Annotated in this window: 21 protein-coding genes and 2 pseudogenes; 13 read left to right on the forward strand and 10 right to left on the reverse strand. The window is 69.7% G+C overall.

Going from position 1 to position 26,017, the window contains the following annotated elements; all coding sequences use genetic code 11:
- Window position 1: 1 nt before the first annotated feature.
- Window positions 2-1,219: a cytochrome P450 gene (locus ACFV7R_RS30885; RefSeq protein WP_385269306.1), complete on the forward strand. Its 1,218-nt coding sequence runs from the start codon at window positions 2-4 to the stop codon at window positions 1,217-1,219.
- A gap of 22 nt (window positions 1,220-1,241) precedes the next feature.
- On the opposite strand, the gene ACFV7R_RS30890 is transcribed toward ACFV7R_RS30885, so the two are convergent.
- The gene (locus tag ACFV7R_RS30890; RefSeq protein ID WP_385269308.1) at window positions 1,242-1,904 is read right to left on the reverse strand and encodes a zinc ribbon domain-containing protein; all 663 of its coding nucleotides are present in this window, start codon (window positions 1,902-1,904) and stop codon (window positions 1,242-1,244) included.
- A 62-nt stretch (window positions 1,905-1,966) separates the two neighbouring features.
- Between ACFV7R_RS30890 and ACFV7R_RS30895 the strand changes: the two genes are divergently transcribed.
- The 7 genes from ACFV7R_RS30895 (at window position 1,967) to ACFV7R_RS30925 (ending at window position 9,587) form a co-directional block, all read left to right on the forward strand.
- Window positions 1,967-3,556, forward strand: a complete 1,590-nt coding sequence (locus ACFV7R_RS30895; protein WP_385269310.1) for a tryptophan halogenase family protein — start codon at window positions 1,967-1,969, stop codon at window positions 3,554-3,556.
- Window positions 3,557-3,565: 9 nt separating this feature from the next.
- On the forward strand, window positions 3,566-4,144 hold the full coding sequence (locus tag ACFV7R_RS30900; RefSeq protein ID WP_385269312.1) for a flavin reductase family protein: 579 nt from the start codon (window positions 3,566-3,568) through the stop codon (window positions 4,142-4,144).
- A gap of 4 nt (window positions 4,145-4,148) precedes the next feature.
- Complete coding sequence (locus ACFV7R_RS30905; protein WP_385269314.1) at window positions 4,149-5,489, forward strand: cation:proton antiporter; 1,341 nt, start codon at window positions 4,149-4,151, stop codon at window positions 5,487-5,489.
- 156 nt (window positions 5,490-5,645) lie between these two features.
- On the forward strand, window positions 5,646-6,209 hold the full coding sequence (locus ACFV7R_RS30910) for a hypothetical protein (protein ID WP_385269316.1): 564 nt from the start codon (window positions 5,646-5,648) through the stop codon (window positions 6,207-6,209).
- Window positions 6,206-7,606 carry a peptidoglycan-binding protein gene (locus ACFV7R_RS30915; RefSeq protein WP_385269318.1) on the forward strand — a complete coding sequence of 467 codons (1,401 nt, stop codon included), beginning with the start codon at window positions 6,206-6,208 and terminating at the stop codon, window positions 7,604-7,606. The genes ACFV7R_RS30910 and ACFV7R_RS30915 overlap by 4 nt, the downstream gene beginning before the upstream one ends.
- A complete protein-coding gene (locus tag ACFV7R_RS30920; protein WP_385269320.1) occupies window positions 7,603-8,340 on the forward strand; it encodes an ABC transporter ATP-binding protein in 738 nt (245 codons plus the stop codon). Before ACFV7R_RS30915 ends, ACFV7R_RS30920 begins: the two co-directional genes overlap by 4 nt.
- A gap of 5 nt (window positions 8,341-8,345) precedes the next feature.
- Complete coding sequence (locus ACFV7R_RS30925; protein ID WP_385269443.1) at window positions 8,346-9,587, forward strand: ABC transporter permease; 1,242 nt, start codon at window positions 8,346-8,348, stop codon at window positions 9,585-9,587.
- Between the two features lie 473 nt (window positions 9,588-10,060).
- On the opposite strand, the gene ACFV7R_RS30930 is transcribed toward ACFV7R_RS30925, so the two are convergent.
- The 4 genes from ACFV7R_RS30930 to ACFV7R_RS30945 all read right to left on the reverse strand — a co-directional run bounded on the left by ACFV7R_RS30930 (window position 10,061) and on the right by ACFV7R_RS30945 (window position 14,443).
- On the reverse strand, window positions 10,061-10,720 hold the full coding sequence (locus tag ACFV7R_RS30930) for a sulfotransferase family protein (protein ID WP_385269322.1): 660 nt from the start codon (window positions 10,718-10,720) through the stop codon (window positions 10,061-10,063).
- Between the two features lie 53 nt (window positions 10,721-10,773).
- Window positions 10,774-11,814, reverse strand: a complete 1,041-nt coding sequence (locus ACFV7R_RS30935; RefSeq protein WP_385269324.1) for a type III polyketide synthase — start codon at window positions 11,812-11,814, stop codon at window positions 10,774-10,776.
- A gap of 13 nt (window positions 11,815-11,827) precedes the next feature.
- Window positions 11,828-13,381: an arylsulfotransferase family protein gene (locus tag ACFV7R_RS30940; RefSeq protein ID WP_385269326.1), complete on the reverse strand. Its 1,554-nt coding sequence runs from the start codon at window positions 13,379-13,381 to the stop codon at window positions 11,828-11,830.
- 627 nt (window positions 13,382-14,008) lie between these two features.
- On the reverse strand, window positions 14,009-14,443 hold the full coding sequence (locus tag ACFV7R_RS30945) for a hypothetical protein (protein ID WP_385269328.1): 435 nt from the start codon (window positions 14,441-14,443) through the stop codon (window positions 14,009-14,011).
- A gap of 26 nt (window positions 14,444-14,469) precedes the next feature.
- On the opposite strand from ACFV7R_RS30945, the gene ACFV7R_RS30950 reads away from it, so the two are divergent.
- The 3 genes from ACFV7R_RS30950 to ACFV7R_RS30960 all read left to right on the forward strand — a co-directional run bounded on the left by ACFV7R_RS30950 (window position 14,470) and on the right by ACFV7R_RS30960 (window position 16,471).
- A complete protein-coding gene (locus ACFV7R_RS30950) occupies window positions 14,470-15,189 on the forward strand; it encodes a 2-phosphosulfolactate phosphatase (protein WP_385269330.1) in 720 nt (239 codons plus the stop codon).
- Window positions 15,150-16,022 carry an SDR family NAD(P)-dependent oxidoreductase gene (locus ACFV7R_RS30955; protein WP_385269332.1) on the forward strand — a complete coding sequence of 291 codons (873 nt, stop codon included), beginning with the start codon at window positions 15,150-15,152 and terminating at the stop codon, window positions 16,020-16,022. The genes ACFV7R_RS30950 and ACFV7R_RS30955 overlap by 40 nt, the downstream gene beginning before the upstream one ends.
- 80 nt (window positions 16,023-16,102) lie before the next feature.
- Window positions 16,103-16,471: an alcohol dehydrogenase catalytic domain-containing protein gene (locus ACFV7R_RS30960; protein ID WP_385269334.1), complete on the forward strand. Its 369-nt coding sequence runs from the start codon at window positions 16,103-16,105 to the stop codon at window positions 16,469-16,471.
- A 162-nt stretch (window positions 16,472-16,633) separates the two neighbouring features.
- On the opposite strand, the pseudogene ACFV7R_RS30965 reads toward ACFV7R_RS30960, so the two are convergent.
- The 4 genes and pseudogenes from ACFV7R_RS30965 to ACFV7R_RS30980 all read right to left on the reverse strand — a co-directional run.
- Window positions 16,634-16,879 (reverse strand): annotated as a pseudogene (locus tag ACFV7R_RS30965) (IS1380 family transposase); the annotation flags it as partial.
- Window positions 16,880-17,104: 225 nt separating this feature from the next.
- Window positions 17,105-17,899 carry an alpha/beta hydrolase gene (locus ACFV7R_RS30970; RefSeq protein WP_385269336.1) on the reverse strand — a complete coding sequence of 265 codons (795 nt, stop codon included), beginning with the start codon at window positions 17,897-17,899 and terminating at the stop codon, window positions 17,105-17,107.
- Between the two features lie 1,095 nt (window positions 17,900-18,994).
- Window positions 18,995-19,846, reverse strand: coding sequence for an NmrA/HSCARG family protein (locus tag ACFV7R_RS30975; protein ID WP_385269338.1), 852 nt, complete (start codon window positions 19,844-19,846; stop codon window positions 18,995-18,997).
- A gap of 107 nt (window positions 19,847-19,953) precedes the next feature.
- Window positions 19,954-20,307, reverse strand: coding sequence for a carboxymuconolactone decarboxylase family protein (locus tag ACFV7R_RS30980; RefSeq protein WP_129798189.1), 354 nt, complete (start codon window positions 20,305-20,307; stop codon window positions 19,954-19,956).
- Between the two features lie 1,174 nt (window positions 20,308-21,481).
- Here ACFV7R_RS30980 and ACFV7R_RS30985 point away from each other — a divergent pair.
- Window positions 21,482-24,070 (forward strand): SpoIIE family protein phosphatase, encoded by a 2,589-nt coding sequence (locus ACFV7R_RS30985; protein WP_385269340.1) that lies wholly within the window; start codon window positions 21,482-21,484, stop codon window positions 24,068-24,070.
- A 70-nt stretch (window positions 24,071-24,140) separates the two neighbouring features.
- Window positions 24,141-24,317, forward strand: a pseudogene (locus ACFV7R_RS30990) (transposase); the annotation flags it as partial.
- A 719-nt stretch (window positions 24,318-25,036) separates the two neighbouring features.
- Here the strand turns inward: ACFV7R_RS30990 and ACFV7R_RS30995 are convergent.
- A complete protein-coding gene (locus ACFV7R_RS30995; protein ID WP_385269342.1) occupies window positions 25,037-25,843 on the reverse strand; it encodes an alpha/beta fold hydrolase in 807 nt (268 codons plus the stop codon).
- Between the last annotated feature and the right edge of the window lie 174 nt (window positions 25,844-26,017).

The following is a 26,017-nucleotide window of genomic DNA, read 5'->3' on the forward strand; positions in this document are numbered from 1 at the left end:
CATGGCGCACCACACGAACCACGACACCGCGGCCGTCCCCCTCCACATCCGCCGTACGCACTTCGACCCGGCGGACGACCTGCGCCGTCTGACCGCCGGCCAGCCCGTCACCCGCATCGACGGCGACCCGCAGGCCGACGGCCGCCCCGTCTGGCTGGTCACCGGCTACCACGAGGTGCGCCAGGTCCTCGGCGACCACACCCGCTTCTCCACCCGCCGCCGGTTCGGCACCCGCACCCCGGTCGGGGGCGACGACGAGTGGCGGCCGGACGAGGCGATCGGCCAGCTCATGGACTACGACCCGCCCGAACACACCCGGCTGCGCAAGATGCTCGTCGCGGAGTTCACCCATCGGCGCACCCGCCGACTGGAGCCGCGCATCGAGGCCATCGTCGACGAACGCCTCGACGCCATGGAACGCATGGGACCGCCCGCCGACCTGGTGCAGCACTTCGCGGACCCTGTCCCCGGACCGGTGCTGTGCGAACTCATCGGCGTGCCCCGCGACGACCGCGCCGACTTCCTGCGCCGCTGCCACGCCCACCTCGCGACCCTGGGCCGCCAGGAGCGCGCGGCCGCCGGAACCGCCTTCACCCGCTACCTCACCGCGCTCATCGCACGCACCCGCAAGGACCCCGACGGCGGCTTCCTCGGCATGCTCGTACGGGACTACGGCGACGAGTTCACCGACAAGGAACTGCGCGGCATCTGCGTGCTGCTCATGCTCGCCGGCCTCGACAACATCTCCGGCATGATCGGCCTCGGCGCCCTGGCGCTGCTCGAACACCCCGACCAGTTGGAGCGGTTGCGCGCCGACCCGTCGGCGACGGACCGCGCGATCGACGAACTCCTGCGCTACCTGTCCGTGCCGCACGCCCCCACCCCCCGGACCGCCCTGGAGGATGTCAGGGTCGGGAGCCGGCTCGTTCGGGCCGGGGAGACCGTTGTTTGCTCGATTCCCATGGCCAACCGGGACCCGGCGCTCACCGCCGAACCGGACCGCCTCGACCTCACACGCGAACCCGTGGCCCATGTCGCCTTCGGCCACGGCATCCACCACTGCCTGGGCGCGGCGCTCGCCCGGCTGGAGCTGCGGATCGCCTTCACGGCACTGCTCAACCGCTTCCCCCGGCTGCGCCTCGACATCCCCGCCGAGGACGTGCCCTTCCGGGTCCTGTCGACCGCGTACGGCGTACAGCGTATGCCGGTGACCTGGTGACCGACCGCCTTTCCGATCGAGATCAGGGGTGGGACTTGACTTCCTCTCCCGCGGAAAGGCGGGGGATTCCAGCGGTCGCCCGCCGGGCTTCCTGCTTCACCGACGACTGCCCCGTCCGGGAGGACTCCCGTTGAGGTCTTACCCCGTCTCCACAGGCAGACGCCGCCGGCCCGGCGGCCAGAATGGTGCGTGCCGCGTTCACGTCGCGGTCATGCACGGTGCCGCAGTCGCAGGTCCACGTGCGAACGTCGAGCGGCAGTCTCTCGCGGACCGTCCCGCAGTTCCCGCACAGTTTCGAGCTGGGGAACCAGCGGTCGATCACGACGAGTTCGCGCCCGTACCAGGCGCACTTGTACTCCAGCGTGGAGCGGAGTTCCGTCCACGACGCATCCCGCAGGGAACGCGACCAGCGGATGTCCAGCGGCTCCGCCAGTTCCCCGGTCTTCTTCCCCTCCGTCAGCGCGGCGGACGACTCCGCGTAGGAGATCCGGCGCTGCTCGAAGTACCAAGCGGGGGCGCGCTTCTCCAGCGCCTTGTTGCAGACGAGACGGACGCAGCCGAACGTGCGCGACAGCCCAGCTGCCTGCTCGTCCGTTCTGTCGGATTCCTTGTGAGTGAAACCTGTCGGGTGATCATCGGCAGAGGCCGCGTCGCCCTGGCGGCGATTCGTCTTTCCGTGCCCCACTCCGCGGGAGCTTCGTTTCCTCCCCCGGCTGAAGCCGGGGGTATCCACGAAGGAGAGCCTCGATGACACACACCGCTTTACCCGGGCACGGTGGCACCTCCGCCGTGCGCGACGTCGTGATCGTGGGCGGCGGCACGGCCGGCTGGATGACCGCCGCCTACCTGGCCGCCGCCTTCGGCGACCGGGTCGCCGTCACGCTTGTGGAGTCCGCCGACGTCGGCACCATCGGCGTCGGCGAGGCGACCTTCAGCGACATCCGGCACTTCTTCGAGTTTCTCGGCCTCGCCGAGCGGGACTGGATGCCGGCCTGCAACGCCACGTACAAGCTCGCGGTCCGCTTCGAGAACTGGCGTGAGCCGGGCCACCACTTCTACCACCCCTTCGAACAGCTGCGGTCGGTCAAGGGCTTCCCGCTCACCGACTGGTGGCTGCGCCACCCCACGACCGACCGGTTCGACGTGGACTGCTTCGTCATGGCCTCGCTGTGCGACGCCGGACGCAGCCCGCGCCACCTCGACGGCGCCCTGCTGAAACAGGACTTCGTCGAGGCCGACGAGTTGCCGTCCACCATCGCCGAGTACCAGGGTGCCCAGTTCCCGTACGCCTACCACTTCGAGGCGCACCTGCTCGCCAAGTACCTGACGCAGTACGCCACTTCGCGGGGAGTGCGGCACATCGTCGACACCGTGGAGGACGTCGGGCTGGACGAACGCGGCTGGGTGTCGCACGTGCAGACCGCCGAACACGGACGCATCGAGGGCGGCCTCTTCGTCGACTGCACCGGGTTCCGGGCGCTGCTGCTGGGCAAGGCACTCGGCGAGCCGTTCGTGTCGTACCGGGACACCCTGCCCAACGACAGCGCGGTGGCCCTGCAGGTGCCCATGGACATGGACAAGGACCCGATCCGGCCGTGCACCACCGCCACCGCCCAGGACGCCGGATGGATCTGGACGATCCCGCTGATTCGCCGGATCGGCACCGGCTACGTCTACGCCCGCGACTACCTCGAACCCGAGGAGGCCGAGCGCACCCTGCGCGAGTTCGTCGGTCCCGCCGCGGCCGACGTGCCCGCGAACCACATCCGGATGCGCATCGGACGCAGCAACCGCGCCTGGGTCAACAACTGCGTGGCGGTGGGCCTGTCCAGCGGGTTCGTCGAGCCCCTGGAGTCGACCGGCATCTTCTTCATCCACTACGCGATCGAGCAACTGGTCAAGCACTACCCGGCGGCCGACTGGGATGCCTCGCTGCGCGACCAGTACAACAGCTCGATGGCGAACGTCATGGACGGGGTGCGGGAGTTCCTCGTCCTGCACTACCGGGGTGCGAAGCGCGCCGACAACCAGTACTGGCGCGACACCAAGACCCGTACCGTGCCCGACGCGCTGGCCGAGCGGCTGGAACTGTGGCGCAGCAAGGTGCCCGACGCCGACACCGTCCATCCCCGCTACCACGGCCTGCCGCCCTACTCGTACAACTGCATCCTGCTCGGCACCGGCGGCATCGAGCCCAGGCCGTCGCCCGCGCTCGACCTCGTCGACGAGAAGGACGCCCTCGCCGAGTTCCAGGCGATCCGCGACAAGGCCCGGATCCTGGTGGGGAGCCTGCCCACACAGAACGAGTACTTCAAGAAGATGCGAGAGGGGCTCTGAGCGGGGGAGATGAACGAGCGGGAGAGGTACCTGCCGCCGGGGCGCGGCGGACCGTCGCCGGCGGGCGGCGATTTCCGCGACATGATGGCGGCGTTCCCGACCGGGGTGTCGGTGGTGACGGCCCGGTCCGGCACCGCCCGTCCCTGGGGCATGACGTGCTCCTCGCTGTGCAGCGTCAGCGTCGACCCGCCGACGCTGCTGGCCTGCCTGCGGATGGGCAGCCCGACCCTGCACGCGGTGCTCGCCGGCGGCGCGTTCGCGGTGAACCTGTTGCACGGCGAGGCCGAGTGGGTCGCCGCGCTGTTCGCCTCGGGCGCGCCCGACCGGTTCGACCGGGTGGCGTGGCGGCCGTCGGGCCTCACCCGCAGCCCGGCACTGGTCGAGGCCGCGCACGCCGTCGCCGACTGCACCGTCGAACGCACGCACGCCGCCGGCGACCACATGATCGTGGTCGGCGCGGTGCGCTCCGTGACGCACCTGCACCACGACAGCGCTCTGCTGTACGGCTTCCGCCGGTACGGCGAACTGCCGCGGCCGGTGCCGGCCGCGGCGGGCGACCCTGGCATCGGCGTTGACCGGGAGGAGTGAGGGCGTGTCCGGTCCCGCCCTGCCGTGGGCCACCCCCGTCCAGCCGATGGCGGCGGACTCCCTGCTGGTGTTCCTGCTGCAGGTCGGTGTGCTGCTGCTGACGGCGATCCTGCTGGGCAGGCTTGCGGCCCGCCTGGGGTTGCCCGCCATCGTGGGCGAGCTCACCGCGGGCGTGCTGCTCGGCCCCTCCCTGTTCGGCTGGCTGGCACCGTCGGCCGCGCACTGGCTGCTGCCGTCCGACCCCGCCCAGATGCATCTGCTGGACGCGGTCGGACAGGTGGCGGTGCTGCTACTGGTCGGCCTGACCGGCATCGAGATGGACCTGGCCATGATCCGCCGCAGAGGCGCCACGGCCGTCCGGGTCAGCCTGGCCGGACTGCTGGTGCCGCTCGCCCTCGGCATCGGGCTCGGCCACCCGCTGGCCCGCCTGCTGGACATCGGCTCCGCCGACCGGCAGATGTTCGCGATCTTCCTGGGCGTGGCGATGTGCGTCAGCGCGATCCCCGTCATCGCCAAGACGCTGATGGACATGGACCTCGTCCACCGTGACGTCGGGCAGCTGACGCTGGCCGCGGGCATGGTGGACGACGCGTTCGGTTGGCTCATGCTCTCCGTCATCTCGGCGATGACGCTGGGCGGCCTGACCGCGGGCGACCTGCTGCATGCGGTCGGCTCCCTGCTGCTCGTCATGTGCCTGGCGGCGCTGCTGAGAGGGCCGGTGGTGCGCCGGGCACTGCGGCTGTGCCGCGGCTCGGACGAGCGCACCGTGGCCGTGGCCGCCGCGATGATGCTGCTCGCGGCCGCCGGGACGCAGGCCCTCGGCCTGGAGGCGGTGCTCGGCGCCTACCTGTGCGGCATGCTCATCGGCTCCAGCGGGGAGTTCGACCAGGTGCGCACGGCCTCCCTGCGCATGGTCGTGCTCGCCGTGCTGGCCCCGGTGTTCTTCGCGACGGCCGGCCTCAGGATCGATCTGCGGGCCCTGCGGGAACCAGCCGTGCTCCTGGCTGCTTCGGCCGTGCTCGCGGTCGCGATCGTGGGGAAGTTCGCCGGCGCCTACCTGGGCGCCCGGCTGAGCCGGCTCAGCCGCTGGGAGGCCCTGGCGCTCGGCGCCGGCATGAACGCGCGCGGGGTCATCGAGGTGATCGTGGCGATGGTCGGCCTGAGACTGGGCATCCTCGACACACGGACGTACACGATCATCGTCCTGGTCGCGGTGGTCACCTCCGTCATGGCACCGCCGCTGCTGCGCATGGCCATGCAACGGGTCGACGCCACCGAGGAGGAGACACTCCGGCTCGTCGCGTCGGGCCGCATGGCCGCGCGGGGCAGCCCCGAGCGAGCCTGACCTCCCGGTCGGCTCCCCGTGCCGAACAGCCGCGCCGCCCACTGCGCGGCCTCTCGGCATGCCCGGAATACCCCCGTACGCGCACGTCAAAGCCGCTGTCGGCGCACATGATTTTGTGTCCCCGGTGTGACCGGACGCTGCGTAGAACTTGGACCCATGTTCACCACGACATACAAGAAGTCGGCCGTCCGCACCTTCGTGGCAGCGGCCGCCCTGCTCACCGGAACCCTCCTGACCGGCTGCTCCGACGACCCCGCCGCGGCCTCCTCCGGCTCGGACGAAGCATCGCCGACCAGCCCCGCCGACCGTGCGCTGGCCTACTCCCAGTGCATGCGTGAGAACGGCGTACCCAACTTCCCCGACCCGCAGGCCGACGGCGGCGGCATCCGGATCAGCCCACAGGACGGCCTCGACCCCAACTCCCAGGAGTTCCAGGACGCTCAGCAGGCCTGCCAGGACCTCGCCCCGCAGGGCGGCCCGGGTGGTACCGGCGGCGGCGGGACGATCGACTCGACCAAGGCCGCCGAGTGGGCGCAGTGCATCCGCGACAACGGCGTGCCGAAGTTCCCGGACCCCGAGATCAACGGCTCCAGCCTGAACATCGACATCATGGGCGCCGGCGTCGACCCCGGTGACCCGAAGTTCCAGCAGGCCATGCAGACCTGCCAGAGCAAGTACCCCGGCGGCGCCGTTCAGTTCGGCGGAGGTGGCGGCCAGTGACGAGCCACGACGAGAGCGAGGCGCGACCACCCGGCGGTGACACCTCCGGAGCCCTGGAGCGCCTCGCCTCCCGCGAGATGGCGTCCCCGCAGGCCGGCGCAGTCGCCACCGCGCACGACGACGCACCCTCGCTCGCCACGCGGGAAGAGCAGGCTCCCGCCACGGCCGACGGTGGCCGCGGCGGGCACGCCACCGCCGAAGCGCCGGCCGCCGGTAGCCACCGCCGGCGCCGGCCGCTGCGCATGTCCCTGATCCTGCTCGCCGCGATCGCCGTGGCCGCGGCGGCCGGCGTGGCCGCCACCGGGGCCCTCGGCGGCGACAGCGGCGACTCGGGCAGCGCCGCGCCCACCGCACCGCCCGCCACGACGAAGGTGCAGCGCACCACCCTGACCGACACCCAGACCGTGGACGGCAACCTCGGCTACGGCAGCGCCACCACCGTGCAGGCCCCCGCCGCGCAGTCCGGCACCGGCTCCGCGACCGGCAGCGGGCAGCAGGCGCCGGACGGCGGCTCCGACACCGCGAGCATCGTCACCTGGCTGCCCGACGAGGGACGCGTCATCGAGCGCGGCGACGCCGTCTACCGCGTCAACGAGCAGAAGGTGCCGCTGCTCTACGGCTCCTTCCCGCTGTATCGCACCCTGCAGACCGGCACCGAGGGCGCCGACGTGGCGATGCTGGAGAAGAACCTCCGCGCCCTCGGCTACGACGGCTTCACCATCGACGACGAGTACACCTCGGACACCGCCGACGCGGTGCGCGAGTGGCAGGACGACCTGGGCCGCGAGGAGACCGGCACGGTGTCGCCCGCGGACGCCGTCATGGCCACCGGCGCCCGGCGCGTCGCCACGCAGGAGACCGTCCCCGGCGCCTCGCTGAGCGGCGCCGTGCTGTCCTGGACCGACACCGAACGGATCATCAGCGTCGACCTGGACGTCGCCTACGAGGACCTGGTCGAGGAGGGCACCGGGGCCACGGTGACGCTCCCCGACGACAGCACGGTCCAGGCCGAGGTGACGGACATCGGCACCCCGACCTCCACCAGCGCCGACGACTCCGGCGCCGGCGACGGCGGCAGCAGTTCCGGCGGTTCCGGCGACTCGGGCGGCGAGGACCCGACCCTGCCCGTGGAACTGACCGTCAAGGACCCCAAGGGCCTGGGCCGTTACCAGGCCGCCGCCGTCGAGGTCACCCTCAAGGCCGACAGCCGCAAGGATGTGCTCGCCGTGCCCGTCGACGCGCTGATGGCCCGTCAGGGCGGCGGCTACGCCCTGGAGGTCGTCACTGAGACCGGCACCGAACTGCGCCCCGTCGAACTGGGCATGTTCGCGGACGGCATGGTCGAGGTGTCCGGCACCGGCATCGAGGAGGGCACGGTCGTGGGGGTACCCAAGTGACCGTACCCAACCCCGTCGGCCGCCCCCTGGTCGAACTGGCCGGGGTGTCCAAGGCGTACGGCGACGTCGTCGCCCTGCGCGACGCGGACCTCGTAGTCCGGCGCGGTGAACTCCTCGCGATCGTCGGCCCGTCCGGCTCGGGGAAGTCCACCATGCTCAACATCATGGGCACCCTGGACCGGCCGACGGCCGGCTTGGTGCGCATCGACGGGCACGACGTGTCCCGCCTCAGCGACCGCGAGCTGTCCGCGCTGCGTGCCGGCACCATCGGGTTCGTATTCCAGCAGTTCCATCTCGCCCCCGGGGTGCCGGCGCTGGACAGCGTGGCCGACGGGCTCCTCTACAGCGGACGGCCGCGCGGTGAGCGGCGGCGTCTGGCCGAGCGGGCGCTGCGCCGGGTCGGCCTCGGCCACCGTCTCCAGCACGAACCGCACCAGCTCTCCGGAGGCGAGAAGCAGCGCGTGGCGATCGCGCGCGCGGTACTCGGCGACCCGCCGCTGCTGCTGGCCGACGAGCCGACCGGCGCCCTGGACTCACGCTCCGGGACGGTGGTGCTCGAACTGCTCCACGAACTGCACGAGTCCGGTACGGCGGTGGTGGTCATCACCCACGACCGGGACATCGCCGCCTCCCTGCCCCGGGAGGTGCGGGTCAAGGACGGCCGCCTCGAGCACGACTCCGCCGCCCGCGAGGCGACGTCCATGTCCCTCGTTCCCCAGGAGGCCGTGGGATGAGTGCGATGAGCGCCACCAAGCCGCCGACCGCACCGGAGGGCACCCCATCGCCCAAGCGGCCCAAACCCGCACGCATGCCCCCGGCCGATGTGCTGAGAGTGGGTGGTTCAGGGCTGCGTTCGCGTCCGATGAGGGTGTTCCTCTCGGCGCTGGGCATCGCTATCGGCATCGCCGCCATGGTCGGTGTGGTGGGCATCTCCACCTCCTCCACCGAGGACCTGAACCGCCGGCTCTCGGCCCTGGGCACCAACCTGCTGACGATCACACCCGGCACGTCCTTCAGCGGCGAGGGGGCCCATCTGCCCGCCGAGTCGGTCGGGATGATCGGCAACATCGCGGAGATCGAGTCGGTGTCGGCGATCGGCCGCACGGACGCCAAGGTCTACCGCAATGACCATGTGCCCGAGCAGGAGACCGGCGGCCTCACCGTCGACGCCGCCCGCACGGACCTGCCGAAGTCCGTCGGCGCCGAGGTCGTGGCGGGCAGCTGGCTGAACGCGGCCCACAGCCGCTACCCGGCGGTCGTCCTCGGCGCCAAGGCGGCCGAACAGCTCGGCGTCGACCGAGTGGGCGCCGACGTGAAGGTGTGGCTCGGCGGACGCTGGTTCACCGTCGTCGGCCTGCTCGCCCCCAACGAACTCGTGCCCACCCTGGACTCGGCGGCACTGGTGGGCTGGCCGGTCGCGGAACGGCTGCTGGATTTCGACGGCTACCCCACCAGCATCTATACCCGCGCCGAGGAGTCGTCCGTCAGCGACGTCCAGTCGATCCTGGGCGCCACCGCCAACCCGGAGATGCCCAGCGAGGTCGAGGTCTCCCGGCCGTCCGACGCTCTGGCCGCCAAGCAGGCCACGGACGACGCCCTCAGCGGCCTACTGCTCGGACTAGGCGGTGTCGCCCTGCTCGTGGGCGGGGTCGGTGTGGCCAACACCATGGTCATTTCCGTGCTGGAGCGCCGCTCCGAGATCGGCCTGCGCCGCTCCCTGGGCGCCACCCGCGGCCAGATCCGCACGCAGTTCCTGGCCGAGGCGCTGCTGCTGTCCGCGCTCGGCGGCCTCGGCGGCGTGGTCCTGGGCATCGGCGTCACGACAGGGTACGCCGCCTACCAGGGCTGGCCGACCGTCGTCCCGGCCTGGGCGATGGCCGGCGGCGTCGGCGCCACCTTGGTGATCGGCGGCCTGGCCGGCTTCTATCCGGCTGTACGGGCGGCCCGTCTCCCACCGACCGAGGCACTGGCCACCACCTGAATCCGCGGTGCCCCCACGGCGGCCTTCCCCCGTCCCGTGGGGGCACCGCCTCTCGGCCGCACGTCAGCCGGGCGTTGCGCGGCCGGGCCGCGGGTGGACGGCCCTGCTTCCCTGCCTCGCAGCTCCTTCCGGACTGCTCATCAAGCAGCGGCCTGACGGCGGCTTTTCCGAGATCGCCGACGCGGCCACGCGGCTGTCCGACGCCACCGCGCCGCGTCGTCGAGCTGCGCCACTTGATGGTCCGGCGAGGTGATGCCGAGGGCGCCCAGGCTCCAGGCCGCCCATGCCGCCCAGATCGGCTCGTCCGGGTCGTTGAAGGCGCGCATCGCCTGGTCGAAGCAGTCCCGGGCGCGCTGCGCTTCCGGACGATCCCGCGATCCACACCGAACCCAGGGGCCCTCACCCAGTTCAAGGAAGACTCAAGGCTCTGGCGCCCGTCACCAACGTCTCGGGACAGGCGGCTGGGACCGGGGTCAGTCGGCCGGCCCCACCGTGCCGCCGGCGGACCTGCGCTGGGCGATGTGCGCCGCGAAGGCCGCCCTGTCGTTGCTGCGTGGGAAGGGCTCGTCGGGGACCGGTACCCCGAGGAACTCGCACAGCGGCTCCCAGCCCTGGGCGACCTCGAAGACGAGCAGCCGGGCGGGGTCGAGTTCCTCCTTGACCGCGGTGTTGTGCCGCTCGAAGACCTGCAGGGCGTGCTGCTTGTCGGCGAACCGGCCGTCGAAGACGCCGTTCCAGACGACGTCGAGCGACATCTGGCGCACCTGGGCGAACAGCGGGTCGGCGTCGTCGGGCAGCGGGGCCACAGCGGCGGCGTAGATGCTGCTCTCGGCGCTGGCGTACCAGGCGTCCGGGGCGCGTTCGGTGAGGATCACCTTCGCCTCCGGGACGGCCGCGGTGATCTGCCGCCAGAAGGCGGCGCCTGGCCAGTCGGCACTCGACCGGTAGCCCGTGTAGGCCTGCGCCCAGTCGACGGGCTCGCCGCGGGCGGCGGCCTGCCACAGCGCAATGGAGTCCGGGTCCTCGAACAGGCCCAGCATGTGGTGGCAGGGGCCGAAGCCGAGCATTTCCAGAGCGGTTTTGAGCGACAGGGTTCCGGTGCGACCGAAGCCGGCGCCGAAGATTTCCAGCATGGGTCCCTCTCATGTCGTAGGGATGTGCCATGTCGTAGGGGTGGTCCGGAGGGCTACGCGCCGCGCAGCAGCACCGCCCAGATCGTGGCCCCGGGGCCGAAGGCCAGGACGACACCGTGCTCCGCGGGGCCCAGGGGCCGGGTCGACTGGAGCCGGCGGAGTACCCCGAGCACGGCCGGGGCCGCGGTGTTGCCGTACTCGCGCATCACGGCGCGCGCCACGGCCATGGAGTCCTCGGGCAGACCGATCGCTTCCTCGACCCGGTCGAGGATGCGCCTGCCGCCGGGGTGCACCGCCCACCAGGTCACGTCGTCCCAGGCGAGGCCGTTCCTCGCTAGCAGCGCCTTCGCCGGGAGGCCGACGGCGCCGGCCACGACGTCCGGCATGGTCGGGGCCAGCCGGATCCACAGTCCCTGGTTGCCGAGATGCACCTGCAGGTCCTCGGCGTGCGCCGGGACGGTCAGCTGCTCGGCGTCGATCACCCGCGCCCCTGGCGCGCCCGGCTCGTCGGGCCGCAGCACGGCCGCGGCCGCGCCGTCGCCGAAGAGTGTCAGCACCACGGCCGCCTCCTTGTCGTACGGCGGTGGCTGCAGGTGCGGCGAGAACAGGTCCACGGCCAGCAGTACGGCGGGGCGGCGCCGGGCCGCGACCCAGTGCGCGCAGGCGGTCAGAGTCGGCAGGGCCGCGTAGCAGCCCATCGGGCCGAGGGAGAGGATCTCGACGTTCTCGCGCATGCCGAGCGCCGGCGCGAGGGCGTCGAGCCCTGGGGCGGAGTGGGTCGTGGTGGTGACGGTGGCCAGGAGTCCGACATCCTGCGGGCGCAGTTCGGCCTGGTCGAGCACCTCCAGCACCGCTTCTCGGCCCAGCCGCGTGGCCTCGGCGAGGCTGCGGTCCATACGCTGCCGGGTGGGCCACCGCCGCGGGTCCTCGACCAGCACGTTGACCGCCATGCCCTTGGTGGTGATGGCGGAGTTGCCCACCACCTTCGCGACGGCGTCGCCACCGGCGTCGGCGGCGACGTGATCCGCCAGCTCCGCCATCTTCATCAGCGGCGGGGTCCTGAAGACGAGGTCTGTGATTCGCGCGTGCGTCATGGTTGCCATCCGCTCAGTTCCCGTCGGACGAGGCGGCGCCGACGGGCGTGACGGGCGAGCTGTCGATGACTTTGCCGCGTTCGTCAAGCGCCTGTACCTGCAGCCGGTCGGCGTCACGGGCGGTGGCCGGGAGGGTGATCGGCGTGTCGAACCCGTCCCAGGCCGCGGTCCCGACCGGCTTCAGGTCGCCCTCCGCCCCGGCGGCGAGCAGTCGCCAACGGGCCACGTTCGAGGCGCCGTTCCAGTTGGCCCGGACCACGCCTTCGTCGGCCTGCTCGACGAGGAGTCGGGGGTCGGTCAGGGGCCGGCCCTCCCAGGCGAGCCGGTAGGCGCGGTAGCTGCTGGTGGAGCGGGGGAACGTGGCGTCGAACAGCAGCCGGCCGTCGCGCGAGAACTCCGACATGCGGCCCGGCGAGGACACGCCCCAGCTCACGAACGTGTTGCCGTTGTCCAGTTGTTGGCTGCCCCCCTCCATGGTGCCGGACACCAGCTCCGGGTGGACCTGCTGGCGCACCAGCTCGGCCGTGCCGCGTTCGGGGTCGGCCTTGATCCACGCCACCCGCGATTCGTAGCCCTCCAGGCCGCGCCGCGTCGCGTTGTCGAAGAGGCGGTAGGTGTTGCGGCCGACCGCCCGGACGTCGTGCTGCCAGCTGAAGCGCACCCCCACCCCGAGCCGGAAGTCGCTGTTGCGACCGCCCAGGCGCCAGATGATCTCGCCCGTCCGCCGGTCCACCTTGTAGATCGTGCTGGCGCCGTTGCCGGAGATGAGCAGGTTCCCGTCGGTGTCGACGTCGACGGAGTTCACATGCAGGTAGTCGTACGCCATGTTCTTGTCGGGGGAAGGCCGTATGTCGGAGTGGGTGAGCGGAACGTGCTCCAGAGCGCTCCAGTTCATCACCTTCTTGCCGGTAGCGATGTCGATCTCCTGCACAACGTTGTCGACCACCGTGCCGTTCGCGGGTCCGCCCAGCTCGCTCAGGTCGTACGGCTTCGGCTGATAGCTGATGATCAGCGCGGTGCCACGCTCGGTCAGAAGGAACTCGTGAAGGTCCATCACCTCGCCTGGATCAGGCGTCTGCACCGTCGCGATGATCTCGTAGTTCTCGTTGGCGATATAGCCGGTTCCGCTGCCTATGCCGGTGTTCGTGGACTTGCCTTCCCACCATGTCAGGACCTTTTCGCCGCGGTATTCCTGTACGCGGAAGTCGGTGGCGAAGTAGCCGTCCGGCACCTCGCGGAACCAGATGGGGCGGCCGCGGTCATCCATGATATGCGGACCTCGGGCGTAGTTCGGCTCCGGGCTCTGCGCCGTGACGAACAGCTCTCCCTGCGCCCGTCCGGGACGGCGGACCAGCACGTCGGCCGGGGGCGGTTCCACCACCGTCGTTCCGGCGACGTCTCCCGGCTGCAGCACGGAGCCGGTGCCGGCGGATCCGGCGTGGACGGGGAATCGGGCTGTGATGGGGGAGGCCGCCGCTGCGACCGTGTCCGTGCCGGAGGTGTGCGACGCGACCGCCAGCACGGCGGTCACGGCCAACGCGGTCAAGGTGCGTAAGTGATGGGTCATCCGCTTCATTTCCTGTCGAAGGAGGTGGTGGACGGTGTGCGGAGATTTCCCGATGGGCGCTGGTACGTTGCCGAGGCCGCGTGAGCCGTCGTCGTGTCTCACCACTTCTCGAAATCGGCAGTCCGGCAAGATCGCTGTACCGGACAAACGTTGTATCGACACTGCGGTCACCGCACGGTCACGAACCCGGTAGCCGCCGGCCGACAACTTCCGGCACAGACGTCGTCACAGCACCCTCGTCCGCCACCCCTGGTGCGCTCCGGCCGGACCGCGCTCCGTGCGGAGCGCCGCCCGAAGGGTCATCGTCACGGCCGCTTCGGTCCACGACTTCACTCGCGGGTGGATCACCCGGCTCGGGGTCTACCGCCTCACCGGAACCGTACGCAGGGCGACGGCGCACGCCAGCTGGTGAACGATGTCGGAAAGCCATGTGCGGGAGAACTGCACCTGGACGCGAAAGCGCGAGGGGACAAGAGCATGCCAGGGAAGCGGTGGCCGGCCGGAGGTGTCCAGGCCGATGTGCCGCAAGACCCGCGCGATATGGCCAAGGCTGAACTGCTTCAAGCCCAGTCTCCAGTGGTGAAAGTGCGCACCCGGACGTACCACGAAGACGTACCACGGGATCGCCTACGGGGCATGCGTAATGCAGAGCGCCGAAGCGGTGCTGGACGTCATCCGCAAGCGTGGTGAAAGGGATTGCCTCTGGAGAGGCTTTACCGACAACTGTTCAATCCTCAGCTGTACTTGATGACCTACGGGCGCATCTACGCCAACACGGGTGCGACAGGCGTAGTCGATTCCGTTGGCGGCGGTCACCTTCCTGGTCGGCGCCTGTGCGTAGTTCAGCACCGTCGGCTCTGTCCCATCCATCGGATCCACCTCGCACTGAAGCGTGCGTCCGTCACCGGTCGACAGCGGGGGACTCCCCGTGCGGTCCGGAACTGAGCTGTACCAGTTCTTGCGGACAGCCATCAGCTCCTGCAGCCGCCACTCGTAGCGCGGGTGGAGAGCCTCCTGCCCTGCCTTCTCCTGCGGGTTGTTGTCGGCGGGGACCGCGGTCATCACTCTCTGGGTAGCTCGGGTCGGGCATGCGCGATCATGATCGGAATGGAGCTCGTTTCCTTGGCATCGTTGATCTGGTCGAAGCCCCGTCCGTGGCGGTCGTGGTCGACGTCATGCGTGCTTTCACCGTGGCTGCCTGGGCCTTTGCCCAGGGGGCGGAAAAGATCGTTCTTGCTGAGTCGTTGGACGAAGCCCTGGCGCTCAAGGCTCGCCACCCGGATTGGGTGGCGCTCAAAGACGGTCCGCCCGCGCCCGGGTTCGACACCGTCAACTCGCCGGGCCTGCTGCGGTCTGTTGACCTCGGCGGACGGACCGTTGTGCAGAAAACCACGGCAGGGACAGTCGGCGCCCTTGCGGTCAAGGAGGCGCCGCTGGTGCTGTGCGCCAGCTTCGTGGTGGCGGAGGCAACGGCTCAGCTCTTGCGGACACGCAAGAGTGACAGTGTCACGTTCGTGGTCACTGGCGACGATGGGCAGGCCGATGAAGATCTGGCGTGTGCTCAGTACATCGCTCGGAGGGCCACCGAGGCTGGGACGGATGCTGCTGAGTTCCTCCGCCGCGCTGCCGAGTCGCGCGCCGCCGCCGAACTGGCGGAGGGCGTGCGGCAAGGAGTCCATCCCGATGACGTTGCACTCTGTCTTGAGGTCGACCGGTTCCCCTTTGCCATGGTGGCGACCTTGGAAGGCTCGCTCATGGTCCTGCGTCCGTGCGCCATGCCTTCGCTCACCGACGACGCCTCGCTCTGATCGCTGGTGAGGTCCAACTCTCACCATGCGAGAGCCAGCCGCATCCTGGCGCCGGCGCCCACGTCACCCTCGCCGTCCGCAACGAGAAGGCCGGACGCGAGGCGGCCGACGAGATCACCGCCAAGACGGGCAACGGCGACGTGCACGTCGCCTCCCTCGAACTCGCCGACCGGGCCTCGGTAGCCGCGTTCGTCGACGCCTGGGACGGACCGCTGGACATCCTGGTCAACAACGCCGGCGTGATGAACCTGCCGACGCTGCAGCTCAGTTCCGAGGGGTGGGAACTGCAGTTCGCCACCAACCACCTCGGGCACTTCGCCCTGACCGCCGGCCTGCACGACGCCCTCGCCGCCGCAGGAGGCGCCCCTGTCGTCTCGGTCGGCTCGGGCGGTCACCACGCCTCGCCGGTGGTGTTCGACGACATTAACTTCGAGCGCCGGCCCTACGACGGGTGGTCGGCCTACGGACAGTCGAAGACCGCGAACATCCTCATGGCGCTCGAGGCCGGCCGACGCTGGGCCAACGACGGCATCCTGGTCAACTCGCTGCACCCGGGAAGCATCCGCACCAACCTTCACCGGCACATCGAAATGACCCCCGAGATCCAGGCCGTGTTCGACGCCGCCGACTGGAAGACCGACGAGCAGGGGGCGGCCACCTCCGTCCTGCTCGCTGCTTCACCCGTCATCGACGGCATTTCTGGTCGCTACTTCGAGGACTGCAACGAGGCCGTGGTCAGCCAGTCCCCCGACAAGGGGGTCGCTCCTCACGCCCTCGATGAAGACGCCGCCGCTCGCCTGTGGGATCTGTCCCTCCAGGCGACCCGCGTCTGATTCCGGCAGGTCATCGAAGAGACCGCGCACCCCAGGGCCTCGATCGGCGAGGCCCTGGGCTTGAAAAGGAGCTGAAGGTTTTGCACGCACGGCGATTCACCGCTTCGGAAGGGTCGGCCTGGCGCGAGGCCCCGGACCCGCATACGGCAGATCAGCAGGTCGTCGTCGATGTCACGGCGGCGGGCCTGTGCCATACCGATGTCAGCCACATCCGGAGCGGCGGAGCCCACCTGCCGTTCACTCCGATGACCCTGGGCCACGAGATCTGCGGCACCATCAGCGCACCCGGGCCCCGGGCCGAAAGCGGGGAGCTTGCAGGGCCGGCCGGGCCGGGATCCGGGCGTGATGGTGGATACGCCGAGCGGGTGCTGGCCTTCGCCGACGAGCTGGTCACGGTGCCGGACGGGGTGGACGACCTCGCGGCTGCGGTGGCCACGGAGCCGGGGTGACTTCCTACCGTGCCGTCCTCGCTCAGGGGCGCGGGGGCCCGGCGTGAGAGTCGGCGTCATCGGCCTCGGCGGCTCGGCATGATCGGAGCGCGTATCGCCACCATCAGCGGCGCCGACGTCCGGGCCGCGGACGTCAAGGAATCACCCGGACTCAACCGGTCGTCGCAGCAGAGCCAGGCCGGTGATGCTCTCGCCGCCGTCGGCGAGCATGACTGCCAGATCGGTCGCGACCCGGCCCGGGTCGTGCCCGGTGCCGCGGGGCCGAAGCCGGCGCAGCGCGTCACTGAAGACGCCGGTCAGGCCGGTGGCATCTGCGACATCGGCCAGCAGGCGGGATCCGGCGTGGTTGACCACCCCGCGACCGTCGGCCGAGACAACGAGCCTGCGGCGTGATCCGGTGGTGTGCATGCAGAAAGTGCCTCCCTGCTGTGACGACAGAGACCTTCGACAAGCCTCGTCTTCCCAGTTCAGAAGGCACTTTCGCTTCCCGATCACATCCGGACAGCATGCTGGCGGAGTCTCGATCGGCGTGGTCGGCCTGCGCTGCAGGTGATACAGATATCGCCCATGCGGGAGCTCCCTTCCAGCGCTCGGGACGGACAAATGCCGTCCTGACCGCGTAGGGGGCACGGCTCAGGAGTGGGCGAGCGCCCAGTCGAGGGCGTAGTCGGCGATCTCCTGCCAGCCGTCCTGGACGGCCATCAGGTGGGAGCGGCCGGGAAACACCTTGACCTCGGTCGTGGTGCCCTCCGCCTTGTAGTGCTTGGCGTTGGACAGCTGGACCTTAGGCGGCATGAGGTGGTCGTCCTCGCCGGAGAGGAACAGGAGGGGCGCCCGGCCGGCGTTGTGGAAGTCCACGTAGGTGTCAGTGTGGCCGGGGTGAAGGTTGGCCAGCGCGCTGCTCCATACGATGTTGCCTGGTGCGGGGATGTGGTAGCGCTCGTATGTGGCGCGGGCCTGGTTCTCGGGAAACGTGTTCGCAAAGGCGTAGCGCCATTGGTCGAAGTCCAGTCCGACGGCGCGGTGCCGGTTGGCCGGGTTCTTCAGGACGGGGAAGAGGGACCGGACCTGGGACAGCGGTACGACCGGCACGCCCTCGACGGGGGCGGAGTTGATCGCCACTCCGGCGGCGCCGAGGCCGCGATCCAGGAGGATCTGGGTGAAAGCGCCGCCGGCGGAGTGCCCCATCACTATGGGGGGCCGGTTCAGCCCCGTGATCAGCTTCTCAAGGCTGGAGATGATCGCCGGAACGGTCACAGTCTCGATCGGGGTCGGGTCGGCGTTGAGGGAGACGACCTCCGCCTCGAATCCGGGGTACGGCGGCGCTATGACACGGAAGCCCTTGTTCTCGTAGTGGGCGATCCAGTCCTCCCAGGCCCGCGGCGTCACCCAAAAGCCGTGGACGAGGACGATGGTGTCGGGTTGCATCAGTGTGCTCCTTAGCAGGGGGGCCGATGGCCGGTCATGATCTGTCGAAGGACGAGGCGAGGCGCGACTTCATCGCCGGATGCGACGGGGTGCGACGGCCGGGATGTCGTCGTCCACGGTCGGGATGACGTACCAGAACGGCGGCTCTTCCGCACTGCCCCACCGCTGAGGCCGGTTACCCCCTCGACTCTGCCGAGGCGTTGGGCGACGGCCGTTGGCCGAAGCCCAGAAGAGGACAGGCCGACGACGGACACGTCGCCGGCCTTCGCCGGTTGGATGCAGTCGTCGACTCCCGTACCGCCCAGGCCGGTTCGACTCGGCCGTAAGCCGACGTGACAGCGCCAAGCCTGATTCTTTTGCCGCGTTCACCACGAGTCTCCACCGCCCCTCTGTCCCGGCGTCCCGATCTCCGACTTCTAGACCGAGAGGTCCCGGAAAATGTGACACTCGGCAAAGAAAATTGCCTCACCGGCAAGCAACAGCAACAGGGACCCTGCATCTCGATCAGCTCGGCCTTGAACGTTCCGTTCAGCGCCTCGGCGAGCCTTTCCCTTGGACACCTGCGGCGCGAAAGGAAGGCGTCGGTGAGGAAGACCTCGTGACACATTCCCTCGGCCAGGTCCAACAACGGCAACTGGGCGCCCGGGGGCGGGCATTCGTGCCGCACGGTGGTCCGGGTGCCGTCCGGGTGCCGTCCGGGTGGCCGTCCAGGCCGACCATGCCGGTCGGCTCGGCGACCTGCGCACCGTGACGCAAGGAGCCGCCCTGTTCCAGCGCGGGGTACCAGACCTGCTCGAGCAGGGCCCGGATCGCACGGCGGACCAGCTCGGTGACGGGGTGTCCGACGGAAAAGCAGGCGCGCATCCCGGGCGAGCGCAGGACATGTATGTGGTGCAGGAACGCTTTCGTGCCTCCGGCGCTGTCGGTGCGAGCCGATAGGCACTTCTCAGCTTCGCTGACCACCTGTCGGACAGTCCGCTTCATGAAAGCGCGAGGTTGTCATTGTGAAATCCCGTCGCAATATCGCCGCGATGCAGTGTGTCTTGTGGTGTGCGCGGCCGGAGGCCCCGGCTCTGATGGGTGAGCGCCTCGGGCTCAGTGGGTGGTGGCGAACGCCTGTTGCGTCCAGTCGGCGAAGCTGGTCCAGGCGATTTCCGGATGAGCCGTATGCAGAGCTGGGATGTCGACGCGGTATCCAGGTCCGTTGAGGAACGCCCACATCGCGTGCATGTCGGGGTTGCCGATCGCCTCCAGCGGTACGTACTCGTGCCGGACTGCCCGCCCCAAGGACGCGCTCAGTGCGGCTGCCATCTGGGCGGGGGTGGGGGCATCGCTGGCCAGCTCGATACGCTGCCCCAGGTAGGGGGCGGGGTTGAGCAGCACCCCGGCCGCAAACGCGCCATGGTCGGTGCGGGCAAGCTGCTGCAACGGCCTGTCGGAGGGGAGCGGCAGGTCAAGCACCCCGCTGAGGATGCGTTCCGTTCCGCCGAGGGCGTTGTCGAAGAAGTACGTCGGCCCCAGGATCGTATGAGGCACATCGCCGGAGGCCAGTACGGCTTCGATGCGGGCCTTGCTGTCGAAATGCGGTACGCCGCTCTGCTGGTCAGCCCCGGCCACCGAGCTGAACACCAAATGAGGTACGCGCTTCTCGCCGGCGGCAGCCAGGATTGCCTGCCCCTGGGCCACCTCGGCATCCGCGCCGGCCTCGAAGGGCGTGGTGTAGGCGAAGACTCCCGCGACCCCGTCCATCGCTGCGGCGAGGGATCCGCGATCACTCAAGGAACCCGCCACAACGTCGACGCCCTGATTGGCCAGTTGGCGCGCAGCCTTGTGCTCGGGATTCCGTACCATCGCCCGCACCTCGGCGCCGCGACCCAACAGCGCGTCGGTCACGGCCTTACCCTGTCCGCCGGTCGCGGCAAGTACCAGAATCGGCCCATCAACCATCGAAGAACTCCCTCGATTTGGGTACACAGAAATGAACTGTCAGCGGCGCCACCAACCGTATCCGCAGGTGGCAGCCGACAGGCGCAGCCTCGGCCGCAGTTTTGTATTTACGCGTCAGGGGTGTCGCCGCTCTCGGCCTGGTCGAAGAACTTCATCGCCATGAAGCCGTGGGCGTAGCTTCCGCCTGCGCGCAGCGCTGCCGCGACCATGACGGTCTCGGCCAGTTCCTGCTGGGTTGCGCCTGCGGCGTGTGCGGACTTGGTATGTGCCTCGATGCAGTACGGGCATTGGGTGGTCAGTGCCACGGCCACGGCCATCAGTTCGGTGTACTTCGGCGGAATGACCTTGTCACTGCCACGCATAACCTGTGCGTCCCAGGCCACGAATGCCTTGAAGGCCGCAGGGGCGCCGGCACGGATGTGCTTGGCGTACTGGTGGTCGGTGTGCTCGTGGTAGGACATGAGGCGCTCCTGTGCATTGAGCTCAGGGCTGTGGAACGCGTTCGCGTTCCACAGTCGGCTGGTGTGTGGGAGTGGGCGTGACCGGTCAGCGATGCGTGGACGGCGGGTCTCTGTGTTGCCGGAACGCACCATGTCCTTGCCGAATATGAAGGCAACTCCGACACGGCCGATGTGGGGGAAATACTCCAGGGATCGCCCACAGCGCCCCAGTGCCCGTTTCCATTGATCTGTCCGACGAAGTAGCCGTCGGCCTTGAGCGCGAGCCTGACCGATGCGGAGGGGAACGGCCTGAGTGAGGAAAGCCTGTCGAGTTGGTCGCGGCATCTGCCCGGCAGGCCGCCGAAGCACGAGGCGGGCGGTGGGAACTGCAGCGGCGACCATCGCGCACCTCAGTAGCGAGCGGAGGTTGGTTCCGCTCGTCAATGCGGGCCCAGTGGTCACGATGTGTCCTTGTGGATATGCGTCATGGGCCACCGCCGACTTGTACGGCGGGTGGCTGTTGCTGTCGTCAAGACATGACCGCCCACCCTGGCCGGGTGTGACATCCGTACTCGTGGACGAGGGAGGCCGTCAGAGCCTTGCGAGGCTCGCGGGCACGCCTGCCGTGAGCGCCCGGACCGGGCTGAGCGCGGTGCCGGGGGCACCATGGGGGACGGCATGTCAGATCCCGACCTCTCAGACCAGCGAGATGACCATCTCCTCCACGCCGTCCACGGCCTTCGCGGGCACAGCCGCTGCCGACTCGCCGGCCTCGTGCCCGGCCACGCTCTCCCTGGTCATCGATGCACCTTCCATGATCGGGAGTTGCGCCGAACGATTGGCTCCGGTCCGTGTCCGGCAGTAACACTCTGTGATGAATCGCGGGACGGGCCGGCGCCCCCCCCCCGTGCCGCTGGGAGTGACGATGTGAACGTGGGCACGCCATGCCGTTCGTCGTCTGAACCGCATCCGGACGGCTTCACCCGCTGGCATTACGGCCGGTGAGTGCAACTGCTCTGCGTCACCACGTGAGCTGGAGCCGAACGATGTGCACTGTCCGTCCTGACGGCGTCGCTGGCTGGCCTGCCCCTGTCACAAAGCCGGGTCTGATCTGGTCATGCATGCAACAAGAGGGGCAAATCGACATCTGAGCCTCAGGTCGCCGGCCCTCCCAGACACCCGAGGAGAGCACTCGATGACCATGACCAGCCTCGGCGCAGTGACACTCGGCAAGCAGTTGAACGCGTCTGACATATCCGACACGGCAATCGCGCTGCTCGATGAGCAGGGGATTGTCGCCGGGTGGACCCAGACCGCCGAACGGCTTGTCGGATACTCCGCCGGGGACGTCGTGGGACGGTCCGCCGCGCTCGTCCTGCCGGCCTTCGAGGAAGCCGCGACGACATCGGCCTTCGTCGAGCAGTGCCGTACCGAGAACGGCTGGCCGGGGGCCCAGGCGCTGCGCCACCGGGACGGCCGTGTACTCGACGTCGGTCTGCGGCTCACGATGCTGCGCGGTCAGGACGGAACAGCGCGATGGCTCGCGTCCATGACCGGCACCGGCCCGCTGTCCGAGGACGGGACGGACGGATCGGTGAGGGGGCCCCTCCTCGCCCGCGAGCCGATCGGTGTCGTCATTCGTGACCGGCAGCTGCGGTGCACCTTCGTCAACGACGTCGCTGAGAGCCACGACGGCCTTCCCGGTGCCCGGCGGCTCGGGCGTCGACATACCGATGTACGGCCCCGTCCCCATGCCGAGACACTGGAGGCGGTGATGCGGCAGGTCCTCCAGAACGGTGCGACCAAGATCCACGAGTACCGGACGTATCTGCCGACGAGCCAGGGCCCGGAGCACCAGTTCGCGGCTTCGTTCCAGTGCCTCCAGGGCGCCGACGGCGCAGCGCTGGGGGTGTGCGTCATCAGCGCCGACGTCACCGCGAACCGGCAGACGCGTGAGCGCCTCGCCGTCCTCGGCCAGGCCAGTGCGCGTCTGGGCAGCACGCTGGATGTGATGCAGGTCAGCCAGGAGCTGGCCGACGTCGCCGTACCGCTGGTCGCCGACTACGTCGCCGTGGACCTGGAGCAGTCGGTCTCGTTCGGGGAGGGGCCCCCGGTCCGCATCGGCGCGACGGGCAAGCGCCTCCCCGCTTTCCGGCGGGCAGGCCTGGCCTCGATCCGCCAGGGCGTCCCGGAGTCCCCCTGGGTGCGCGGTGAGCCGATCAACGTGCCTCCCACCTCACCCTTTACCGCCGCCCTGCATGCCGGGCAGTCTCGCCTGGAGCCGGTCCTGGACACCGCTTCGGGCACATGGGTCGACGAGGTACCGGCACTGGCGCACAGGGTCCGCGAGAGCGGCATGCACTCGATCATGGTCGTACCCATCCGTACACGGCGCGCCCTGCTGGGCATGGCGCTGTTCGTCCGCACAGAGGATCCCGTGCCGTTCCATGAGGCCGATCTGCTCCTGGCCGAAGAGCTCGTCAACCGGGCCGCGCAGTCGTTGGACAACGCCCGTCAGTACGCTCGCAAGCACACCGCCGCCCTCGCGCTGCAACGCAGTCTGCTGCCCCGCCGGCTGAGAGGCGGCACGGCGATCGAGGTGGCGTCGCGCTACCTGCCCGCGGACGTGGACCACTGCGTCGGCGGCGACTGGTTCGACGTGATCCCGCTGTCCGGCGCCCGGGTGGCGCTCGTCGTCGGCGACGTGGTCGGGCACGGCCTGCACGCCGCCGCGACCATGGGCAGGCTCCGCACCGCCGTCCACACCCTCGCCAGCATGGAACTGCCCCCCGACGAACTGCTGAGTCACCTCGACGACACGGTTCAACGACTGGCCGAGGAAGACTGCGATCTCCCGGACGAGATCTCCGCGGTGTCGGGCGCCACCTGTCTGTACGCCGTCTACGATCCCGCCACCCGCCGGTGCACCATGGCATCGGCCGGGCACCCCCCGCCCGCGATCATCGACCCGGAAGACCGGGTCACGTACCTCGACCTTCCCACCGGAGCCCCCCTGGGTGTCGGCCTGGGGGACCCGTTCGAGTCCGTGGAACTGGAACTGGCCGAAGGAAGCGTGCTCGCCCTCTACACCGACGGCCTGATCGAGACCCGCGGCCATGACATCGAAGAGGGAATGCGCCGACTGGGCAGCGCCCTCGCACAGCCGGGCCGATCCTTGGAAGAACGCTGCGACATCGCAACGCAGACCCTTCCTGACCAGGCGCCGTGCGACGACGTCACGCTCCTCCTCGTCCGGACCCGCTCCCTCAGCCCGAGCCGGGTGGCCTCCTGGACACTGCCCGCTGACCAGGACGCCGTCCGCAGCGCCCGCAACCTTGCAGCATGCCAACTGACGGAGTGGGGACTGGAAGGTCTTGAGAACGCCACAAAACTGATCGTCAGCGAACTCGCCACCAATGCCCTGCGCCACGGCACCGGCCAGATCGGGCTGCGGCTCGTCCGGCACCAAGTCCTGACCGTCGAAGTGTCCGACACCGAGGCCTTCGTCCCGCGGCCGCGTCGCCCCCGCCCCACGGACGAGAACGGCCGCAGCCTCTTCCTCGTCGCCAAGCTGTCCCGCAGATGGGGCTCCCGCTCGACGCCAGGCGGCAAGGTCGTCTGGGCCGAACTAGACCTCCCCCGCACCTCAGGCCCTGATCGGCGAGTACCTGAGGCGAGCCCACCGACTTCACGGGGCGGCTTCGCGGCGGCGTTGGACACGCCTTCGACGCACTTTGTGTCGCTGGCGCCCTCGGACGGACTTCGCCACAAGGCAGAGGGCTGAAAGGGTGATCGACGCTTTCACCCGTGGCTGAGCGTCGGAATCTCCGCCCACGCGGTCGGCGCGGCCTCAGCCTCGCTCAGTTCCAGGGCGAATGCGGTCGGACCGGATGATGCGCAAGCCCGTCCCGGTGCTGTGGATCTCGCCGCCGCAGGGCGGGCGGCCTCCGAAGCACGGCAAGGAGTTCCGCTTCGCCAAGCCGGAGACCTGGGACGGGCCGGACGCGGCCACGGTCCAGGTCACCGACCGCCTCATCGCCATCGATGAAATCCGAGGCGAACTCATCCAGGACCCGGCGCCGATACAAGGGCGTGTGCTCGCCGTACAGCCAGTCCGCCCACACCGCCCCGCCGGCGCGAACTCCCCCCAATCCTCCTCCGCCGGCTGCGCCCCCACACCAGGCACCCCCGCGGCCCTGGCCTCGGCTTACCTGACGTGGCTGTGGAAGGTCAGGATGCGCCGCAGCCGCTCCCTGGCCACCGCAGTCGACGAACCCGTCCGCCGCGCTGCCAGGCGCGCCCCGCGCACGAAGTCCGAGCCGGCTGACTCCACCGCGAGCACGGCGTACAGCTCCGGATCGCGGATGTCCGGACACCACCTGATACGGCGCCACCAAGCCGCGCCTGATGGCCTCCCACAGCTTCAGCTTGTACGCCACGGGTCGAAGACCGGCCTGTCGGCGTCGCACGCCGGCAGTGCTTCTCACCGGGCACACCCCATGGAGCTCCGCGCCATGTCTCCCTCGCCTCGCGACCTGCGGCGTCGCCCCTTGGGCGGATGACTCGGCATCCCCGACCCGCACTTGTTGCTTCGCGGTCAGACGCGAGGAGGTCGGATGAGAACCACGGTCGGACCTGAGCGGCCGTCCGAGCCGCACGCCGACCGCGGACGCTCAAAGGAGACTGGTGGCAGCTGACGGCGAACGGGCGGGGCGGCACCTTCGCCGCCCCGCCCTGCTGAGTGTGCCGGTCAGTCGACCGCCTGGGCCGCCTTCTCGATGATGTCGGTGACGGCGTCCGGGTGGGACACGCTCACCGCGTGGGAGGACTTGATCTCCTTGATCTGGGCATTGGCGCGCTTGGCCATGTAGACCTGAGCATCCCGGGGGATGATCTTGTCATTGGTGCCCACCAGGGCCCAGGTAGGGATGGTCTTCCAGGCAGGATCACCAGCAGGTTCGTTGAGGGCAGTGCCGGTCCCCGGACGCTGGGTGACCGCCATCAGCTCAGCGGTGTCCTCGGGGACATCCGCACCGAACACCTGGGGGAACTTGGCCTGGTCGATGTAGAGGTCGACGTCCTGGGAGCCGTCAGGCTTGGTGATCGGGATGGGCCGCAGAACATCGTTGATGACGCTGCCCGGGAACTTGCTCACCAGTTCATTGGAGTTCTCGCCCTTTTCGAGCAGGAAGCCGTCGGCGACCACCAGTGCCTTGACGTTGTCGGCGCCGTGGGCAGCATTGCTGATCACCGCTCCGCCGTAGGAGTGCCCGACGAGAACCACCGGCCCCTCGATGCTGTCCACCACGCTCCTGACGGAGGCGGCGTCGCTGCTCAGACTGCGCAGGTGGTTGGCCGCGGTCACCACCGGGTAGCCGTCCTCCTTCAGCCTCTTGATGACGCCGTTCCAGCTGGAGGAGTCGGCGAACGCGCCGTGCACGAGCACCACGGTCGGCTTGCCCTCTGAGGTGGTGCGCTCGGGGGTGGTGCTCTTGGCGGCGCTTGCCGAGCCAACCGTCGTGGCAAGGATGGCGGTGGCGACCGTCGCCGAGGCCATGAGCGCGAGAGGCGTGCGGGCACGCCGAATTCGCGAATGACGATGCATGAAAAGCCCTTTCGAGGCAGGGGTTTCGGTCATGTCCGTACAGGTGGACCTGACCGCATTGCGGCAGTTGGTTGCCGCAAGTCATGGAGAGGCAGACCGTGAGCGGCAAGCGGGAACACGTCCCGC

The organism is Streptomyces sp. NPDC059866 (assembly GCF_042731325.1).
GTDB lineage: Bacteria > Actinomycetota > Actinomycetes > Streptomycetales > Streptomycetaceae > Streptomyces > Streptomyces flavusporus.

Excerpts from the sequence above, each read along its gene's own strand:
- ACFV7R_RS30925 (WP_385269443.1), top strand. The coding sequence starts at position 8,346 with ATGAGCGCCACCAAGCCGCCGACCGCACCGGAGGGCACCCCATCGCCC.
- ACFV7R_RS30980 (WP_129798189.1), bottom strand. The coding sequence starts at position 20,307 with ATGTCCTACCACGAGCACACCGACCACCAGTACGCCAAGCACATCCGT.
- ACFV7R_RS30885 (WP_385269306.1), top strand. The coding sequence starts at position 2 with ATGGCGCACCACACGAACCACGACACCGCGGCCGTCCCCCTCCACATC.
- ACFV7R_RS30985 (WP_385269340.1), top strand. The coding sequence starts at position 21,482 with ATGACCATGACCAGCCTCGGCGCAGTGACACTCGGCAAGCAGTTGAAC.
- ACFV7R_RS30945 (WP_385269328.1), bottom strand. The coding sequence starts at position 14,443 with ATGACCGCGGTCCCCGCCGACAACAACCCGCAGGAGAAGGCAGGGCAG.
- ACFV7R_RS30970 (WP_385269336.1), bottom strand. The coding sequence starts at position 17,899 with ATGCAACCCGACACCATCGTCCTCGTCCACGGCTTTTGGGTGACGCCG.
- ACFV7R_RS30975 (WP_385269338.1), bottom strand. The coding sequence starts at position 19,846 with ATGGTTGATGGGCCGATTCTGGTACTTGCCGCGACCGGCGGACAGGGT.
- ACFV7R_RS30935 (WP_385269324.1), bottom strand. The coding sequence starts at position 11,814 with ATGACGCACGCGCGAATCACAGACCTCGTCTTCAGGACCCCGCCGCTG.
- ACFV7R_RS30910 (WP_385269316.1), top strand. The coding sequence starts at position 5,646 with ATGTTCACCACGACATACAAGAAGTCGGCCGTCCGCACCTTCGTGGCA.
- ACFV7R_RS30995 (WP_385269342.1), bottom strand. The coding sequence starts at position 25,843 with ATGGCCTCGGCGACGGTCGCCACCGCCATCCTTGCCACGACGGTTGGC.
- ACFV7R_RS30940 (WP_385269326.1), bottom strand. The coding sequence starts at position 13,381 with ATGACCCATCACTTACGCACCTTGACCGCGTTGGCCGTGACCGCCGTG.
- ACFV7R_RS30900 (WP_385269312.1), top strand. The coding sequence starts at position 3,566 with ATGAACGAGCGGGAGAGGTACCTGCCGCCGGGGCGCGGCGGACCGTCG.
- ACFV7R_RS30895 (WP_385269310.1), top strand. The coding sequence starts at position 1,967 with ATGACACACACCGCTTTACCCGGGCACGGTGGCACCTCCGCCGTGCGC.
- ACFV7R_RS30930 (WP_385269322.1), bottom strand. The coding sequence starts at position 10,720 with ATGCTGGAAATCTTCGGCGCCGGCTTCGGTCGCACCGGAACCCTGTCG.
- ACFV7R_RS30950 (WP_385269330.1), top strand. The coding sequence starts at position 14,470 with ATGCGCGATCATGATCGGAATGGAGCTCGTTTCCTTGGCATCGTTGAT.